Origin of the sequence: Pseudomonas sp. 2835 (assembly GCF_050435905.1) — a bacterium.
In the GTDB taxonomy this organism is placed as follows: domain Bacteria; phylum Pseudomonadota; class Gammaproteobacteria; order Pseudomonadales; family Pseudomonadaceae; genus Aquipseudomonas.
The window spans coordinates 240,408-257,091 of the sequence record NZ_JBNDLE010000005.1 but is presented as its reverse complement, the minus strand read 5'-3'; the positions used below and the strand labels follow the sequence as shown (position 1 = coordinate 257,091).

16 protein-coding genes are annotated in these 16,684 nt (G+C 62.6%); 6 read left to right on the top strand and 10 right to left on the bottom strand.

All coding sequences use genetic code 11. The features are described 5' to 3' along the window. Positions 1–93: 93 nt before the first annotated feature. The 4 genes from purC to dapA are packed head-to-tail and all read right to left on the bottom strand — an operon-like array spanning position 94 to position 3,599. Complete coding sequence (purC, locus tag ABIE20_RS09535) at positions 94–804, bottom strand: phosphoribosylaminoimidazolesuccinocarboxamide synthase (RefSeq protein WP_045193505.1); 711 nt, start codon at positions 802–804, stop codon at positions 94–96. A 27-nt stretch (positions 805–831) separates the two neighbouring features. Beyond that, the gene (locus tag ABIE20_RS09530) at positions 832–1,590 is read right to left on the bottom strand and encodes an MBL fold metallo-hydrolase (protein ID WP_429504641.1); all 759 of its coding nucleotides are present in this window, start codon (positions 1,588–1,590) and stop codon (positions 832–834) included. Continuing rightward, the gene (bamC, locus tag ABIE20_RS09525; protein WP_429504639.1) at positions 1,591–2,703 is read right to left on the bottom strand and encodes an outer membrane protein assembly factor BamC; all 1,113 of its coding nucleotides are present in this window, start codon (positions 2,701–2,703) and stop codon (positions 1,591–1,593) included. 17 nt (positions 2,704–2,720) lie between these two features. Next, positions 2,721–3,599 (bottom strand): 4-hydroxy-tetrahydrodipicolinate synthase, encoded by an 879-nt coding sequence (gene dapA / locus ABIE20_RS09520; RefSeq protein WP_429504637.1) that lies wholly within the window; start codon positions 3,597–3,599, stop codon positions 2,721–2,723. Between the two features lie 260 nt (positions 3,600–3,859). Between dapA and ABIE20_RS09515 the strand changes: the two genes are divergently transcribed. Then, the gene (locus ABIE20_RS09515) at positions 3,860–4,420 is read left to right on the top strand and encodes a glycine cleavage system protein R (RefSeq protein ID WP_429504635.1); all 561 of its coding nucleotides are present in this window, start codon (positions 3,860–3,862) and stop codon (positions 4,418–4,420) included. An 11-nt stretch (positions 4,421–4,431) separates the two neighbouring features. Further along, on the top strand, positions 4,432–4,905 hold the full coding sequence (locus tag ABIE20_RS09510; RefSeq protein ID WP_429504633.1) for a peroxiredoxin: 474 nt from the start codon (positions 4,432–4,434) through the stop codon (positions 4,903–4,905). 73 nt (positions 4,906–4,978) lie between these two features. On the opposite strand, the gene ABIE20_RS09505 is transcribed toward ABIE20_RS09510, so the two are convergent. Together ABIE20_RS09505 and ABIE20_RS09500 are read right to left on the bottom strand one after the other, a co-directional pair. Then, positions 4,979–6,049 (bottom strand): AI-2E family transporter, encoded by a 1,071-nt coding sequence (locus ABIE20_RS09505; protein WP_045193511.1) that lies wholly within the window; start codon positions 6,047–6,049, stop codon positions 4,979–4,981. A gap of 24 nt (positions 6,050–6,073) precedes the next feature. Beyond that, entirely contained in the window at positions 6,074–6,313 is a 240-nt protein-coding gene (locus tag ABIE20_RS09500; RefSeq protein WP_429504631.1) for a sulfurtransferase TusA family protein, read from the bottom strand. A 124-nt stretch (positions 6,314–6,437) separates the two neighbouring features. Here ABIE20_RS09500 and ABIE20_RS09495 point away from each other — a divergent pair, with 124 nt between their 5' ends. Next, entirely contained in the window at positions 6,438–7,871 is a 1,434-nt protein-coding gene (locus tag ABIE20_RS09495) for a M48 family metalloprotease (protein WP_429504629.1), read from the top strand. Positions 7,872–7,944: 73 nt separating this feature from the next. Here ABIE20_RS09495 and nadA read toward each other — a convergent pair whose 3' ends face one another. From nadA to ABIE20_RS09475, 4 genes are all read right to left on the bottom strand, one after another. Further along, positions 7,945–9,003: a quinolinate synthase NadA gene (gene nadA / locus ABIE20_RS09490; protein WP_429504627.1), complete on the bottom strand. Its 1,059-nt coding sequence runs from the start codon at positions 9,001–9,003 to the stop codon at positions 7,945–7,947. A 226-nt stretch (positions 9,004–9,229) separates the two neighbouring features. Continuing rightward, complete coding sequence (locus ABIE20_RS09485; protein ID WP_429504625.1) at positions 9,230–10,726, bottom strand: YdgA family protein; 1,497 nt, start codon at positions 10,724–10,726, stop codon at positions 9,230–9,232. A gap of 54 nt (positions 10,727–10,780) precedes the next feature. Continuing rightward, positions 10,781–11,650 (bottom strand): isocitrate lyase/PEP mutase family protein, encoded by an 870-nt coding sequence (locus tag ABIE20_RS09480; RefSeq protein WP_093386357.1) that lies wholly within the window; start codon positions 11,648–11,650, stop codon positions 10,781–10,783. Positions 11,651–11,703: 53 nt separating this feature from the next. Beyond that, entirely contained in the window at positions 11,704–12,618 is a 915-nt protein-coding gene (locus tag ABIE20_RS09475) for a helix-turn-helix domain-containing protein (RefSeq protein WP_429504623.1), read from the bottom strand. A 174-nt stretch (positions 12,619–12,792) separates the two neighbouring features. On the opposite strand from ABIE20_RS09475, the gene ABIE20_RS09470 reads away from it, so the two are divergent. From ABIE20_RS09470 to ABIE20_RS09460, 3 genes are read left to right on the top strand one after another with little or no spacing between them, the layout of a single operon-like run. Beyond that, positions 12,793–14,151, top strand: a complete 1,359-nt coding sequence (locus ABIE20_RS09470; RefSeq protein ID WP_045193707.1) for a glutamine synthetase family protein — start codon at positions 12,793–12,795, stop codon at positions 14,149–14,151. A gap of 59 nt (positions 14,152–14,210) precedes the next feature. After that, the gene (locus ABIE20_RS09465; RefSeq protein ID WP_429504620.1) at positions 14,211–15,290 is read left to right on the top strand and encodes a polyamine ABC transporter substrate-binding protein; all 1,080 of its coding nucleotides are present in this window, start codon (positions 14,211–14,213) and stop codon (positions 15,288–15,290) included. Beyond that, positions 15,287–16,585, top strand: a complete 1,299-nt coding sequence (locus tag ABIE20_RS09460) for an NAD(P)/FAD-dependent oxidoreductase (protein ID WP_429504618.1) — start codon at positions 15,287–15,289, stop codon at positions 16,583–16,585. The genes ABIE20_RS09465 and ABIE20_RS09460 overlap by 4 nt, the downstream gene beginning before the upstream one ends. The last annotated feature ends 99 nt before the right edge of the window (positions 16,586–16,684 follow it).

Genomic DNA, 16,684 nt, shown 5'->3' with positions numbered 1-16,684 from the left:
AGTGGCGCGCATGATACCAGCAGTTTGCCGAAAGGCAAAGCCTGTTTGCGAAAAAAATTCGCGTGGTATCAGGCGCTTGCGTGAACTTGCCGGTTACAGCGGCACGCCCAGGCGTTTGGCAACTTCTTCGTAGGCTTCGATAACGTCGCCCAGACCCTGGCGGAAGCGGTCCTTGTCCATCTTCTTGCGGGTCTCTTTGTCCCACAGGCGGCAGCCGTCCGGGCTGAACTCGTCACCAAGGACGATCTCGCCGTGGAATACGCCGAACTCAAGCTTGAAGTCGACCAGCAGCAGGCCGGCGTCGTCGAACAGCTTGTTCAGCACGTCGTTGACCTTGAGCGACAGCTCTTTCATCTTCGCCAGTTGCTCGGCGGTGCCCCAACCGAAGGCCACGACGTGGGATTCGTTGATGAACGGGTCGCCCTTGGCGTCGTCCTTGAGGAACAGCTCGAAGGTGTGCGGGGTGAGCTTCATGCCCTCTTCGACGCCCAGGCGCTTGACCAGGCTGCCGGCAGCGTAGTTACGCACGACGCATTCGACCGGGATCATGTCGAGCTTCTTGACCAGGCATTCGTTGTCGCCCAGCAGCTTGTCGAACTGGGTCGGAATGCCGGCTTCTTCAAGCTTTTGCATGATGAAGGCGTTGAACTTGTTGTTCACCATGCCCTTGCGGTCGAGTTGTTCGATGCGCTTGCCGTCGAACGCCGAGGTGTCGTTGCGAAACAGCAGGATCAAGCGGTCAGCGTCGTCGGTCTTGTAAACCGACTTGGCTTTGCCGCGGTAGAGTTCTTCACGTTTTTCCATGATGGGCTCCGCTTGCTAAATGATGGGCTAGGCGATTTCACGCCAGTCGAGCCCGGAATCCTGATTGGCCACTTGCAGCCAGTCCGGGTCGCAGCCGAGGGTATCGACGAAGCATTGCCGGGCCAGCTGTGGCTGGTTGTTCTTGCTGCTGAGATGGGCCAGCACCAGGTGTTGCAGGTTCTGCCAGTCCAGCTCCGACACCAGGCGCGCGGCCTGATGGTTGTTCAAATGTCCGTAGTCGCCACCCACCCGCTGCTTCAAAAACATCGGGTAAGGCCCGCGTCCGAGCAGGTCGCGACAGTGGTTGGCCTCGATCAGCAGGGCGTCCAGGCCCTGGTAGCTGCTGAGCAGGGACGCATCATACGAGCCCAGGTCGGTCAGCACACCAAAGCGCCGGCTGCCATCGCCAAATACGTACTGCAGCGGCTCCAGCGCGTCGTGAGTGACACCGACGGCGGTAACGCTCAGGTCGCCCAGCTGCAAGGTGTCGTTGGCGGCCAGGAAGCCTGCGGCCTCGACCGGCTTGCGCATGCCGCGCAATGTGCCGCGGCTGAGGTAGACCGGTACATTGTAGCGCCGCGACAGCAACCCCACCCCATGCACGTGGTCGGCATGTTCGTGGGTAACCAGCACCGCGCTCAATTGCGCCGCAGAAACGCCGAGCAGCGCCAGGCGCCGCTCGGTTTCACGCAGGGAAAAGCCGCAGTCGACCAGTAGCAAGGTGTTGCCACTGGCGATCAGCGTGCCATTTCCCTGGCTTCCACTTCCCAGTACGGCGAAGCGCACTTAACCCAGGTTGTCCTGAATCACGCCCAGCACGCGGCGGGCAACGTCTGCCGGAGCCACGGTGTTGATGTTCTTCTCGACGGTGACCTGGACGCTTTCGCCCACCTTGCTCAGGCGAACCTGATAGCGCTCGGCACGGGCTTCACGCTCTTCCTTGCTCGGCGCACTGCCGAACAGGCGGCTGAAGAAGCCTGGCTGCTCTTTGGTCTCGGCTTTCTCGGCAAGGTTGATGTAGTACAGGCCCAGGCTGCGGTTGATGTCTTCAACACGCCATTCGCCCTGCTCCAGGGCACGGCCAACGCTGGACCAGGCGCGATCGAGGTCGGCGCCCAGGTTCAGTACCGGGTTGCCGCTGCCGTCTTCGCTCAGGCTGACGCGGCTCGGGGCATCGAAGTCGCGGGCGGCGAGCAACGACACCGAACCGCCCTTCTCGGCGCTGCGGGTCATGCTGGCAAGCATTTCGTCGACCAGGATGGCGTCGACACCGGTGTTGGCAGAGCGCGCCGGGAATTCCTGCTCGGCAGTGCTGCCGGCCGAACGCTCGACGGTAACGACGTAAACCTCACTGGTGTTGCGCTGCACGCCCGGCTCGATGCGGATGCGTGCACGGACTTCGTTGTCGCTGCTGCTCGAGGCACTGCCCAGGCGCTTGGCCATGGACGCCGAGAGCTCGTCGAAACGCTGCCAGGTGGTGTTGAATTCGCCGGTTTGCGGACGCTCTTCGGCAATCCGGAAGCCGTTGTCTTCAAAGAACTGACGGGCCACCGGCCAGACTTCGGCAGGTGAACGCTGGGCCAGGACCCAACGCGCGCTGCCGCTCTTCTGCAGGCTGAAATCGCTGATGTCGGCAGCGGCGTTCAACGGCTGTGGACGCGGTACTTCGAACTCGCCCTTGACGTTGTCGTCGGCGACGTTGCGCGGAATCGGCAGCAGCGGGTCGAGCCGCTTGGCGCTGCTGACGTCCGGTGGCAGCTGCATCGGCGGCTTCTGGGTGGCCTCCAGATAATCGCTGCCACGGTCACGGAAGTAACCCTCTTCGCCCCAGAGCCAGCCGCAACCGCTGGTACTGGAGATGATCAAGGCAAGGGCGGAAAGACCAGCCAATCGCTTCATGCGGTGTACGTCCTCAATTAAAACTTCAGGCCGCACTGGCGCATCGCCTGGCGTACCGTATCGTGACAGGATTCGCTCAGCCAGGTCAGTGGCAGGCGGATGCCCTTGTGCATCAGGCCCATTTCAACCAGAGCCCACTTCACCGGAATCGGGTTGGCTTCGATGAACAGGTCCTTGTGCAGCGGCATCAGTTGTTCGTTGATTGCGCGAGCCTTCTGGGCATTGCCCTCAAGGGCGGCTTCGCACAGATCGGCCATTTCTCGCGGGGCGACGTTGGCGGTCACGGAAATGTTGCCCTTGCCGCCCAGCAGAATCAGCTCGACAGCGGTCGGATCGTCGCCGGACAGGACGATGAAGTCCTTGCTGACGCCGTCAAGGATGGCCTTGGCGCGCTTGAGGTCGCCGGTGGCCTCTTTGATGCCGATGATGTTCGGCACAGTCGACAAACGGATCACGGTCTCGGCCTGCATGTCGCAGGAGGTGCGGCCAGGGACGTTATAGAGGATCTGCGGGATGTCGACGGCTTCGGCAATGTGCTTGAAGTGCTGGTACAGGCCTTCCTGGGTCGGCTTGTTGTAGTACGGCACCACCAGCAGGCAGGCATCGGCGCCGGCGTTTTTGGCGTTGCGGGTCAGGTGCACCGCTTCGCTGGTGGAGTTGGCGCCGGTACCGGCGATCACCGGGATGCGGCCGGCAACGCGCTTGACCACGAACTCGATGACCTTGATGTGTTCATCGACGTCCAGGGTCGCGGACTCGCCGGTAGTACCGACGGCGACGATGGCATGGGTGCCCTTCTCCAGGTGGAAGTCCACGAGCTTGCCGAGGCTGTCCCAATCAAGACGCCCTTGTGCATCCATGGGTGTGACCAATGCCACCATACTGCCCGCAATCATGAAACTGCTCCTGCCGGAAAAAGAGAGCGGTAATGGTACTGGCGCCATCGGCCTTGCACAAGCGAAGCAGGCGGGCGGAGCATTCCCCTCGGCGGCCATTTTCGCTACCCTTCTGTCTTTGATCGGTACATAGTGGCCCGCCGGGCTGCCGACAATGCGCGTAGCCAGCGCCGCAAGGCTCGATCCTGAGCCCCGGGCGCCTGCCTACCGGCCTTTTTGCCACGTCAGGTACCGACCGCTCATCGCTTTAGGAATGCTGCATGTCCACCCCCACCGTTCGCGAACAATTCCTTGTCATCAGCGCCCTGGGTTCCAATCCCATGGAACTGACCAACATCCTGTGCCGGGCCAGCAACGACAATCGTTGCTCGGTCGTCACCTCGCGCCTGACCCGCCACGGCGAGTGCAGCGCACTGGTTTTGCAGGTCGCCGGCAGCTGGGACGCCCTGGCGCGCTTCGAAGGCGCCCTGCCGGGCCTGGCCAAGAAGCACACCTTCACCGTCAACGTGGTGCGCAGCGCTGAGCTTGAAGTGCGCCCGCTGTCGCTGCCGTACGTGGCCTATGTCAGCGCCGCCTATCGCCCGGACATCATCAACGAGCTGTGCCAGTTCTTCATCGACCACCATGTGGAGCTGGAGAACCTCACCTGCGACACCTACCAGGCCCCGCAGACTGGCGGCACCATGCTCAACGCCACCTTTACCGTGACCCTGCCGGCCGGTACCCAGATCAGCTGGCTGCGTGACCAGTTCCTGGACTTCTCCGATGCGCTGAACCTGGATGCACTGATCGAACCGTGGCGCCCACAGAACCCGATGTAAGGAAGCTTTTCATGGCCGTTGAACTCGACCAACCCGTCGCCGATTTTGAGGCCCAGGCCACCAGTGGCCAGACCGTCAGCCTGGCCGGGCTTAAAGGCCAGCAGGTGGTGCTGTACTTCTACCCCAAGGACAGCACCCCGGGCTGCACCACCGAAGGCCAGGGTTTCCGTGACCAGCATGCAGCCTTCGCGGCGGCCAACACCCAGGTGTTCGGCGTATCGCGCGATGGCATCAAGTCCCACGAGAACTTCAAGGCCAAACAGGCCTTCCCCTTCGAGCTGATCAGCGACAAGGACGAGGCCCTCTGCCAGCTCTTCGACGTGATCAAGCTGAAGAAGCTCTACGGCAAGGAATACCTGGGCGTGGACCGCAGCACCTTCCTGATCGACAAGGACGGCGTGCTGCGCAAGGCCTGGCGTGGGGTGAAAGTGCCAGGGCACGTGGACGCCGTGCTGGCTGAAGCGCAGGCGCTGAACGCAAGATAAGCCAATCGCGGGGCAAGCCCGCTCCCACAGGTTCTTTCACTCACTGTGGGAGCGGGCTTGCCCCGCGATGCTTTCAAAGCAGCGGCGCCACCACCGGCTCACGCCGCGGCCAGGCATCCAGCACGGCCTTGAACAAGGTCGCCAGCGGGATGGCAAAGAAGATCCCCCAGAACCCCCACAGCCCGCCAAACAGCAGCACCGCACAGATGATCGCCACCGGGTGCAGGCTCACCGCCTCGGAGAACAGTAGCGGCACCAGCACGTTGCCATCCAGGGCCTGGATGATTGCGTACACCGCCATCAGGTAGATGAACTGATCGCCCCAACCCCACTGGAACAGCGCAATCAGGGTTACCGGCACCGTCACCACCACCGCGCCGACATAGGGCACCACCACCGACAGGCCGACCAGCAGTGCCAGCAACGCCGCATAGTTGAGCCCCAGGCTGATGAAGGCGATGTAGGTGGCCACGCCACAGATCAGAATCTCGATGCCCTTGCCGCGAATGTAGTTGGCGATCTGCCGGTTCATCTCTTCAGCCACCCGGGTCATCAGCGCCCGTTCCTTGGGCAGGTAGCCGCTGACCCAATCGGCGATCTGCTCGCGGTCCTTGAGGAAGAAGAACACCAGGATCGGCACCAGCACCAGGTAGATCATGATGTTGACCAGCAGCGGCAGGCTCGACAGCGAGAAAGTCAGCGCCCACTGGCCGAACTTGCCGATCTCGCCGCGCATCACCTCGATGGCTTGCAGTACCTGCTCGTCGGAGACCAGGTGCGGGTAACGCTCGGGCAACAGCAGCAACAGCGACTGCCACTTGCCGAGCATGCCCGGCAGTTCGTTGAACAGGGTAATCAGCTGATGCCAGAGCAGCGGCACCAGCACCAGCAGGAACACCGCCAGGGCGCCCATGAACAGCATGAACACCAGCCCGACCGCGTAGCGCGTGGGCACCCGCAGGCGCTCCAGGGCATTGACCAGGCCCTGCATCAGGAACGCCAGAACCATTCCCGCCAGCACCGGTGCGAGCATGCCACCGAGGGTCAGGACGGCGGTGAACGCCAGAAACAGCAAGACCGCCAGCACCACCGCTTCTTCATCGGAGAAGTAGCGCTGCATCCAGTCGCGAAGCACCTTGAACATTGACGATCCTTTAACAGAAAAAACTCAGGCTTTCTTCAACCAGTAGCGGTACACACCGGCATCGGCCTCTTCGAGCAGCAGCGTATGACCGGCCAATCGGGCAAAAGTGCGAAAGTCGCGCTGGGAGCCGGCGTCGGTGGCGATCACCTTGAGCACCGCGCCACTGGCCAGGCGGTTGAGCTCCATCTTCGCCTTGAGCAGCGGCAGCGGGCAGTTCAGCCCGCTGGCGTCAAGTTCGGCGTCATGGGTCGGGGTCTCGCTCATGGGGGTCTCCAGGCAGGAATGCGGGCACAGGTAGCATTTTGAACAGGCCCGGTAGGATACCGCCACTGGTCGCCAACGTGTGAGCGGGCTACAGTAAGGTTCTTTGTCGACCAGAGCTTCGTGCATGAATTTTCTGCGCCCTACCCTGCTGACGCTGGCCTGTTTGATGGCGCTCCCCAGCCATGCCGATGACCTGCCGTCACTGGGCGACGCCAGTTCTGCCATTGTCTCCCCGCAACAGGAACACCAGCTGGGCCGCGCCTGGCTCAGTCTGCTGCGGGGCAATGTCAACCAACTGAACGATCCCCAGCTCAAGGATTACGTCGAAACCAGCGTCTACCGCCTGGCCGAAACCAGCCAGCTGCAGGATCGGCGCCTGGAGTTCATCCTCATCGACAGCCGCGAACTCAACGCCTTTGCCGCCCCCGGCGGGATCGTCGGGGTCAACGGCGGGCTGTTCCTCAATGCCCAGACCGAAGGCGAGTACGCCTCGGTACTGGCCCACGAGCTGGCGCACTTGTCGCAGCGCCACTTCGCCCGCGGCGTCGAGGCCCAGCAGCGCATGCAGTTGCCGATGATGGGCGCGCTGCTGATCGGTATCGTCGCTGCCGCGGCAGGTGCCGGCGATGCCGGTATTGCCGCGATTGCCGGCACCCAGGCGGCGGCGATCCAGGAGCAGCGGCGCTTCTCCCGGCAGAACGAACAGGAAGCCGACCGTATCGGTATCCTCAACCTGGAAAAGGCCGGCTACGATCCGCGCAACATGCCGACCATGTTCGAGCGCCTGATGCGCCAGTATCGCTATGACGCCAAGCCACCGGAATTCCTCCTGACTCACCCGGTGACCGAATCGCGCATCGCCGACACCCGCAACCGCGCCGAACAGGCGCCAAAGGGCGGCACCGAAGACAGCCAGCGCTACCAGCTTATTCGCGCCCGGGTGGCGCTGATCTACGAAGGCACCCCAGGACTTGCCGCCAAGCGCTTCCAGGCCCAGCTCGACGAAAACCCGCAGATGGACGCCGCCCGCTACGGCCTGGCGCTGGCGCAGATCAAGGGCGGGCGCCTGAACGAGGCGCGCGAAAACCTCAAGCCGCTGCTGGCCAAGGCGCCCAACGACATCACCTACAACCTGGCGCAGATCGACCTGGACATCACCAACAACCGCCTGCCCGATGCCCAGCAACGGGTCGAGCGGATGCGCAGCCTGTACCCGGCCAACTACCCGCTGCAACAGGCGCGCATCGACCTGCTGCTCAAGCAGAACCGCCCTGCCGAGGCAGAGAAGGCGCTGGATGCGCTGCTCAAGAACCGTCCTGAAGACCCGGACGTCTGGTATGACGTGGCGGAAGTGCGGGGCTTGTCGGGCAACACCATCGGCCTGCACCAGGCCCGCGCCGAATACTTTGCCCTGGTGGGCGACTTCGACCAGGCCTTGCAGCAGCTTGACTACGCCAAGCAGCGCGCCGGCAACAACTTTGTCCTGGCGTCGAAGATCGATGCGCGTCAGCGCGAGTTGATGGAACAGCAGCGGATGGTCAAGGACATGATGCGATAAGGAGGCTGCTTCGCAGCCTATCGCCGGCAAGGCCGGCTCCCACAGGGGAGCTGGCTTGCCATCAATGGCGGCCTCAGGCGTTACCGGACAACTTCATCCGCGCCGCCTGGGTAAAGTCGAGCATGCGCTTGAGCGGCTTGATCGCCTGAGGGATCAGTGCCGGCTCGACGAAGATCTCGTTGGTGCCTTCACGCAGGCACTGCAAGGTGCGCTCCAGGGTATTCATCGCCATCCACGGGCAATGCGCGCAGCTGCGGCAGGCCGCGCCGTTACCGGCGGTGGGCGCTTCGATGAAGATCTTGTCGGGGCACAGTTGCTGCATCTTGTAGAAGATGCCGCGGTCGGTGGCGACGATGAAGGTCTTGTTCGGCAAAGTCTGCGCCGCAGCAATCAGCTGGCTGGTGGAACCCACCGCGTCGGCCAGGTCGATTACCGCCTCGGGCGACTCCGGGTGTACCAGAATCGCGGCATCCGGGTACAGCGCCTTCATGTCGGCCAGCTGGCGCGACTTGAACTCTTCGTGAACGATGCAGGCACCGTCCCACAGCAGCATGTCGGCGCCGGTCTGTTTCTGGATGTAGCGACCCAGGTGCTGGTCCGGCCCCCAGATGATGGTCTCGCCGTTATCCATCAGGCTTTCGACGATTTCCAGCGCGCAGCTTGAGGTCACTACCCAGTCAGCCCGGGCCTTGACCGCCGCCGAGGTGTTGGCATACACCACCACGGTGCGCTCGGGGTGCTTGTCGCAGAACGCCGAGAACTCTTCAACCGGGCAGCCGAGATCGAGCGAGCAAGTCGCCTCGAGGGTCGGCATCAGCACGCGCTTTTCCGGGGTGAGGATCTTGGCCGTCTCGCCCATGAAGCGCACACCGGCCACCACCACGGTGGTAGCCGCGTGGTTCTTGCCAAAGCGGGCCATTTCCAGCGAGTCGGACACGCAGCCGCCGGTTTCCTCGGCCAGGGCCTGAATCACCGGGTCGCAATAGTAGTGGGCAACCAGCACCGCATTTTGCGCCTTGAGCTCGGCGGCAATGGCGGCGCGGTAGTCGGCCTCTTGCTCGGGCGAAAGCGGCTTGGGCTGCTTGGCATCGAGGTGAGCCTGGACGAGAAGGCGTTCGGAAATCTGGGTCATGATCGCTGGACCTGCAGGCGCTTGAGCGCGTAAGTCGAGTGTATCACCGAGCCCTGGCAAATCGGCTACAGGCTCCGCAGGCAGGGCAAAACAGCCTTGCGCACAGAACCACGGACCAGCTGCGGCCTCGGGTTTTTATAGGATGCCGAAGGCTACAGATAATCGGATGAATTCAAAAGGTTTTTTTAGTGAAACAAGCCCGGGGCGGGCGCCCCGGGCCTGAACATCAACCGCCGGTCGCCTGCATTGCGCTGGCGTTGGCCATGATCACGCTGGCGAACTGCTCAACGGTCATCTTCTGGCCGTTGAAGTCGACCATGCCATCGGCATAGTGCAGCGAGGTGACAATGTCATTGCCCTCGACCTTGGCCATCTGGCTCTGCACCGCCATCATGCTGACCATTTCCCCGGCCTGGGCCGCTTGCTGTGCAACAATGGCAGCATCGGTCTGGCCTTCGAACTGAGCCTGCAGGATTGCCAGGTCGCCGATCATCGGCTTGGACAGCGACATCTTGCTCTGCAGTTGAGTGATCAACTGCTTGGACAGCTCCTCGGGCGGCAGCTCCAGGGAGGTCGGGTTAGCCAGGTCGACGCTGAAGCTGAAGCGGCTTTCGCCATTGGCAGTCTTGAACGACAGGTTCTCCAGGGCAATCTGTGGCTTGGCCGCCAGCAGACGCTGCACATCGCTGCGCACCTGGGCCGTTTCGGCCTCGGTCATTGCCAGGTCCGGCATGCCTGCACCTTCGGCAGCGGCCTGCTGGAACTCCGGCAGGCGGCTCTGGTACCAGCCGATCAGTGCCTGCATGGCCGGGATGTCGAGACGCTTGAGGCTCCAGACCATCTCGCCGGCACCGATGGCCTTGCCGTCAAAGTTGATGTCGCCAACCTTATACTCCATGCGCGCCGAGAGCTTGTCGCCGTCGTTCTTGTACTCGTTGTTCTGCGCCAGGCCCTTGAGCTTCAGGACCTTTTGCTCGTCACCGAAGGTTGCGACAGTATCAGCCACGGCCATGTCCATCTTGCCGACATAGAAGCCGAACGGCGTCTTGGTCATGTCGCCGGTCAGGCTCAGGCCCTTGATATCGACTTTCAGCACTTTGCTGTCGGGGTCGACCAGGTTCAGGCTCAGGCCGGCCGACTGGCCGGTGAGCTGCACGTGTTCGGCGCCTTCGTTGCCGTGGCCACTGACTTCAAACCCGGAGAACTTCAGCGACGAGCCGTCCTTGCTCCACTCGATCGGCGCCACCTGGAAAGCACTGTCCATCGAGCGATCGTAGCCGTAGGCAACCTGGCCTTGCAGCGGCGAAACGTCTTTGGTCAGGGCGAACCAATCGGCGGTGGCAGCGTCTTTTTCCAGGCTGTAATGACTGGCAGCCATGACCGGCATCAGCTTCAGCGCCTTGACCCGCGACAGCGGCAACGGCCCGTGTTCGATCTGGTCGACAAAATTCAGCTCGAAGCTTTTGCTGTCTTCGCCAACCTGCAGGTTCTTTACCTTGAGGCGGTATTTGGCGGTACTGCTGAACAGATGGCTGTCCAGCGATACCAGCTCAAGCTCCACGAGGGTGTCCATCCCCACCAGCGCCTGCTTGGTCTGGGCGTTGGATTCGGCGATGGTGGTTTCCAGCACGCCGGGCAGTTGCTTGCCGGTGTACCAGGCACCCGCGGTGCACACCGCTGCCACTGCCACTGCGAGGCCGAGTACGCCTGTAGATTTCTTCATGAATTGTTTCGCTTCCATTTGTAGAGAGTTGTTGCGTTGACTAAGCCTTGCGGCCTATTCGTTGACGTCCATGTACTCGCGGGCCCAGACGATGTAGTCGTCCGGTTGCGTGTAGGTATGGGTGAGTTCGGTGGCGCTCAGGTCCGAGGTGCTGCAGGTGATGCCGCGCTGCTCACGCAGGCAGTCGTAGGTGGCCTTGATCGCGGCAAAGTAGGCGCCATGGCCATCGACGGCAATGCGCACGCCCAGTTCGGCCAGGCGCGCATCATCATGCAGCTGCGGGTTGCCGTAGGTGACCAGCATCAGCGGCACGCTCAGGTGCGCGGCAATCTGTTCCAGGTGTTCGAAGTCGCGGATACCGACAATGCACAAGGCGTCAGCACCGGCGTTCTGGTAGGCCACGGTGCGGGCGATGACTTCTTCGGTAGCAATCAGCGCTGCGTTGGTGCGGGCAATGATCGAAAGCTCCGGGTCAACCCGCGCCTCCAGCGCCGCGCGGATCTTGCCGACGCCTTCGGCGATGCTGATCAGGTCGGTGGACTTGCGCCCGAACTGGGCCGGCAGCAGGGTGTCCTCGATGGTCAGCGCGGCAATCCCGGCACGCTCAAGCTCGGTCACCGTCCGCATCACGTTGAGCGCGTTGCCATAGCCGTGGTCAGCGTCGGCAATTACCGGCAACTGCGCCACCCGGCCGATCCGCGTCGCCTGCTCGGCGAATTCGCTGAGGCTGATCAGGGCAAAGTCAGGGGCGGCCAGCACCTGCAGGGAGGCCACCGAACCGCCGAGGATCCCCACCTCGAAGCCCAGGTCAGCGGCAATACGCGCCGACATCGGGTCGAAAACAGAGGCGGTGTGGTAGCAGGCAGGTGAGGCAAGCAGTTGGCGGAACGCGCGACGCAGGTCTTGGTGGGAGGCTCTTGGCATGGTCTTTCCAGGCTATCGACTTCATTTAGTAGGTCGAACATTACCACTGCTGGCTATCTGACTGACAGCGCCGCGCGTTTAAGCGTCTCGCTGGGTAGCTCCTTGAACAGCTTGCGGTAGCTGTCGGAAAACCGCCCCAGGTGCCAGAACGACCAGTGCATGGCCACCTCGGCCACGGTGGTGTCGCTGGGTTTGCAACTGAGCAGTTCACGCCGTGCACTGTTGAGCCTGCGCAGGCGCAGCCACTGCGCCGGGGCCATGCCGGTGAAGGTCTTGAAGGCGTGCTGCAACTGGCGCAGGGACACCCCGGCAACCTGCGAAAGCTCAAGCAGATTGAGGGTTTCTTCCGGGCAGTCGGCGGCCCATTCACCGACCTTGCGCATGATTGCGCGCTCTTCGGTACGCCGCCACAACGCCCCGCGATCGAGGCAGATGCACGCGTTATCGAGGATAAACAGGCAGTCTTCCAGCAACTGCGCGGCCAGCGCATCCTGGCTTGGCGGGTCGATGGTCTGAGAGATGCGCGTGAGGGTGCCGCTCAGCCAGCGGCTGAACAGCTCGTTCTGCATCGAGTTCAGCGGCGCCATGAACAACCCGTCGAGGCGAGCGATGTCCAGGCTGTGGCGCTGGACGAATTCCGGGCCGAACACCACGGCCACTTCCTGGTAGTTCTCAGGGGTGATCCAGATGTTGCGGCTTTCGCCATTGAGCACATAGAGGCTGTGGTCGCTGCGGTCGAAACAGAACGCCAGGGAGCCTGCCGGCGCACTGAAATTCTGCTCGACCCGGGTGTTCATGCACTCTTCGTAGATCTCCACGCCCTGCAAGTCGAGGCAGCGCAGCTGGCCGGCGAAATGCCCGGGGGACATCTGTTGGTAATGCTGGGTCCAGCCCGGGGTGGCGCGGACCTGTTCGGTGACATCGGCGGTGTTGAAAGCTTGAACCCGCAAAGGCGTTGACGCTGTCATGAGCTGCTCTTTATGCACTCTTTTGGTGCATTTTAGTCTTGCTGAAAGTGGATAGATCGAATGCGCAAGCGTCACCCAAGATAGACCTCAACGCGCTACAGGGGAAGCCGCTTGGGTGGCAAGCCGGTCGCAACTGCCGGTCCTGGCGTGGATAAAACCAACAATGAGGTCTTTATGAATGCCCCTTTCGATCAGCTGTCTGCGTGGCTGAAAGAACACAAGATTACCGAAGTCGAGTGCGTGGTCAGTGATCTGACCGGTATCGCCCGCGGCAAGATCGCACCGACCAACAAGTTCCTGCATGAACGAGGCATGCGCCTGCCGGAAAGTGTGCTTCTGCAAACGGTAACCGGGGACTTTGTCGACGACGACATCTACTACGACCTGCTCGATCCGGCCGACATCGACATGGTCTGCCGCCCGGATTCGGCGGCGGTGTACGTGGTGCCATGGGCCATCGAGCCGACCGCCGTGGTGATCCACGACACCTTCGACAAACAGGGCAACCCGATCGAGCTGTCGCCGCGCAACGTGCTCAAGAAAGTCCTCAAGCTCTACACCGACAAGGGCTGGCAGCCGATTGTCGCCCCGGAGATGGAGTTCTACCTGACCCAGCGCTGCGAAGACCCGGACTTGCCGCTGCAGGCGCCACTAGGCCGTTCGGGCCGGGCCGAAAGCGGCCGCCAGTCGTTCTCGATCGATGCCGCCAACGAATTCGACCCGCTGTTCGAAGACGTCTACGACTGGTGCGAAGCCCAGGGCCTGGACCTTGACACGCTGATCCACGAAGACGGCCCGGCGCAGATGGAGATCAACTTCCGTCACGGCGACGCCCTTGACCTTGCCGACCAGATCACCGTGTTCAAGCGCACCATGCGCGAGGCGGCGCTCAAGCACAACGTCACCGCCACCTTCATGGCCAAGCCGGTGGGCGATGAGCCGGGCAGCGCCATGCACCTGCACCAGAGCGTGGTCGACATCGCCACCGGCAAGCCGATCTTCGTCGACGACAACGGGCAGATGAGCGAGCTGTTCCTGCATCACATCGGCGGCTTGCAGAAGTACATCCCCAAAGTGCTGCCGATGTTCGCCCCCAACGTCAACTCGTTCCGCCGCTTCCTGCCCGACACCTCGGCGCCGGTGAACGTCGAATGGGGTGAAGAGAACCGCACCGTGGGCCTGCGCGTACCGACCTCGAGCCCCGAGGCGATGCGCGTGGAAAACCGCCTGCCCGGTGCCGATGCCAACCCCTACCTGGCAATTGCCGCCAGCCTGCTGTGCGGCTACCTGGGCATGGTCGAGAAGATCAACCCCAGCGCCCCGGTACAGGGCCGCGCCTACGAGCGGCGCAACCTGCGCCTGCCGATCACCATCGAAGACGCCCTGGCGCACATGGAAGACTGCCCGACCATCGAGCAGTACCTGGGCAGCAAGTTCGTCCGCGGCTACGTGGCGGTCAAACGTGCCGAGCACGAGAACTTCAAACGGGTGATCAGTTCCTGGGAGCGCGAGTTCCTGCTGCTCAGCGTCTGAGCCCGACCTTGTAACAAGTATCGAAAACAACAATTCGAAAAGGTGTCGATATGCGTCCCATGAAAACAGTCGTAACTGCAACCCTGGCGCTGCTGGTCAGCGCCGCGGCCCAGGCCCAGCCCAGTGTCAGCGTGTACAACTGGACCGACTACATCGGTGAAACCACCCTGGCGGACTTTCAGGGCAGTACCGGTATCAAGGTCATCTACGACGTGTTCGACTCCAACGAAACCCTGGAAGGCAAGTTGCTCGCCGGGCGCACCGGCTACGACGTGGTCGTGCCTTCCAACCACTTTCTGGCCCGCCAGGTCAAAGCCGGGGCCTTTCTGAAACTGGACCGCGAGCAGTTGCCGAACTGGAAGAACCTTGACCCGGTGCTGCTCAAGTTCCTCCAGGAGAACGACGCCGACAACCTGCACTCGGTGCCCTACCTGTGGGGCACCAACGGCATCGGCTACAACGTCGACAAGGTCAAGCAGGTGCTGGGCGTCGACCACATCGATTCCTGGGCGGTGATGTTCGAGCCCGAGAACCTGAAAAAGCTCAGCCAGTGCGGCGTGTCATTCATGGATTCGGCCGATGAACTGTTTCCGGCCATCCTCAACTACATGGGCAAGGACCCACGCAGCAACAAGCCTGAAGACTATAAGGAGGCCGAGGCCAAACTGCTGACCTTGCGCCCCTACATCACCTATTTCCACTCGTCCAAATATGTCTCGGACCTGGCCAACGGCGATATCTGCGTGGCCTTCGGCTATTCGGGCGACGTGTTCCAGGCCGCCAACCGCGCCAAGGAAGCCAACAACGGCGTGAACATCGCCTACGCCATTCCCAAGGAAGGCAGTAACCTGTGGTTCGACCTGCTGGCAATTCCCTCCGACGCCAGCAACCCGAAAGAGGCCTACGCCTTCATCAACTACCTGCTCGACCCGAAAGTGATCGCCAAGGTCAGCGGCGTGGTCGGCTACGCCAACGCCAACCCGCCAGCCAAGCAGTACATGGACGCCGAGCTGGTCAACAACCCCGAGGTGTACCCGCCGCAAGCGGTGCTGGACAAGCTGTATGTGTCCAACACCCCGACGCCGGCGATCATGCGCCTGATGACCCGCTCCTGGAGCAAAGTGAAGTCGAACAAATGAACCAGTACAGCCCTGAACACGCCCGCTCCTACTACAGCGCCACGGCCCATGACCTGGCGCCCTACCCTGCTCTGGGCGCCGACCTGCAGGCCGATGTCTGCGTGATCGGCGGCGGCTTTACCGGGGTCAACTGCGCCATCGAACTGGCCGAGCGCGGGCTTTCGGTGATCCTCCTCGAAGCCCGGCGCATCGGCTGGGGCGCCAGCGGTCGCAACGGTGGCCAGCTGATTCGCGGCATCGGCCATGAAGTCGATGGCTTTGCCCGCTACGTTGGCCAGGACGGGGTGAAGTACCTGCAACGCGCCGGCATCGAATCGGTCGAGGTGGTGGCCGAGCGTATCCGCACACATGGCATCGATTGCGACCTGCGCTGGGGCTTTTGCGAACTGGCCAACACCCCCGCGCAGTTCGCCGCCTTCCGGGCCGAGCAGCAAAGCCTGGCCGAACAAGGCTACCGGCATGAAACCCAATTGATCGGGCCCGAGCAGATGCATCAGGTGGTCGCCTCCAACGTGTATGCCGGCGGCCTGATCGACCGCGGCTCGGGCCACCTGCATCCGCTCAACCTGGTGCTGGGCGAGGCACGCGTGGCCGCGTCCCTGGGCGTGCGCATCTTCGAACAGAGCCCGGTGCTGGAAATCAGCCATGGCCAAACCGCGCAGGTACGCACCCGTCACGGCACAGTGCGCGCCGGCAGCCTGGTGCTGGCCTGCAACGCCCACCTGGATGAACTGGAACCGCGCCTGAGCGGCAAAGTATTGCCCGCCGGCAGCTACATCATCGCCACCGAACCGCTGTCCCAGGCGCAGGCCGAGCAACTGATTCCGCAGAACCTGTCGCTGTGCGACCAGAAGGTTGGCCTGGACTACTATCGGCTGTCGGCCGACCGCCGCCTGCTGTTCGGTGGTGCCTGCCACTACTCCGGGCGCGACCCTGCAGATATCGCCGCCTACATGAAGCCGAAGATGCTCAAGGTGTTCCCGCAACTGGCCAACACCCGCATCGACTTTCAGTGGGGCGGCAAGATCGGCATCACCGCCAATCGCTTCCCCCAGGTCGGCCGCCTGCAACAGCACCCGAACGTGTTCTATGCCCAGGGCTACAGCGGCCATGGCCTGAACGTCACCCACTGGACCGCGCGGCTGCTGGCCGAGGCCATACACGCCGGGCACAGCCAGGGCCTGGATGTGTTCAGCGCGGTGCCGCACCTGACCTTCCCGGGTGGCAAAGCCCTGCGCTCGCCGCTGCTGGCCCTGGGGATGTTCTGGTACCGGCTGCGCGAGGTGCTGGGCTAAGGACGTTTAGCTGTCCGACAAACATCCTTCTTTTCCTTGCGACTGACCCAATTGCAGCTACTTTCAGTTAAGTCTTTGTTTCAGCGCATGACAGGCTTC

Bases quoted from the DNA above. Each gene is read 5' to 3' on its own strand.
- ABIE20_RS09510 (WP_429504633.1), top strand. From the start codon at position 4,432: ATGGCCGTTGAACTCGACCAACCCGTCGCCGATTTTGAGGCCCAGGCC.
- ABIE20_RS09485 (WP_429504625.1), bottom strand. From the start codon at position 10,726: ATGAAGAAATCTACAGGCGTACTCGGCCTCGCAGTGGCAGTGGCAGCG.
- bamC (WP_429504639.1), bottom strand. From the start codon at position 2,703: ATGAAGCGATTGGCTGGTCTTTCCGCCCTTGCCTTGATCATCTCCAGT.
- ABIE20_RS09505 (WP_045193511.1), bottom strand. From the start codon at position 6,049: ATGTTCAAGGTGCTTCGCGACTGGATGCAGCGCTACTTCTCCGATGAA.
- ABIE20_RS09500 (WP_429504631.1), bottom strand. From the start codon at position 6,313: ATGAGCGAGACCCCGACCCATGACGCCGAACTTGACGCCAGCGGGCTG.
- ABIE20_RS09495 (WP_429504629.1), top strand. From the start codon at position 6,438: ATGAATTTTCTGCGCCCTACCCTGCTGACGCTGGCCTGTTTGATGGCG.
- purC (WP_045193505.1), bottom strand. From the start codon at position 804: ATGGAAAAACGTGAAGAACTCTACCGCGGCAAAGCCAAGTCGGTTTAC.
- ABIE20_RS09470 (WP_045193707.1), top strand. From the start codon at position 12,793: ATGAATGCCCCTTTCGATCAGCTGTCTGCGTGGCTGAAAGAACACAAG.
- ABIE20_RS09465 (WP_429504620.1), top strand. From the start codon at position 14,211: ATGAAAACAGTCGTAACTGCAACCCTGGCGCTGCTGGTCAGCGCCGCG.
- dapA (WP_429504637.1), bottom strand. From the start codon at position 3,599: ATGATTGCGGGCAGTATGGTGGCATTGGTCACACCCATGGATGCACAA.
- ABIE20_RS09480 (WP_093386357.1), bottom strand. From the start codon at position 11,650: ATGCCAAGAGCCTCCCACCAAGACCTGCGTCGCGCGTTCCGCCAACTG.
- ABIE20_RS09475 (WP_429504623.1), bottom strand. From the start codon at position 12,618: ATGACAGCGTCAACGCCTTTGCGGGTTCAAGCTTTCAACACCGCCGAT.
- nadA (WP_429504627.1), bottom strand. From the start codon at position 9,003: ATGACCCAGATTTCCGAACGCCTTCTCGTCCAGGCTCACCTCGATGCC.
- ABIE20_RS09460 (WP_429504618.1), top strand. From the start codon at position 15,287: ATGAACCAGTACAGCCCTGAACACGCCCGCTCCTACTACAGCGCCACG.
- ABIE20_RS09515 (WP_429504635.1), top strand. From the start codon at position 3,860: ATGTCCACCCCCACCGTTCGCGAACAATTCCTTGTCATCAGCGCCCTG.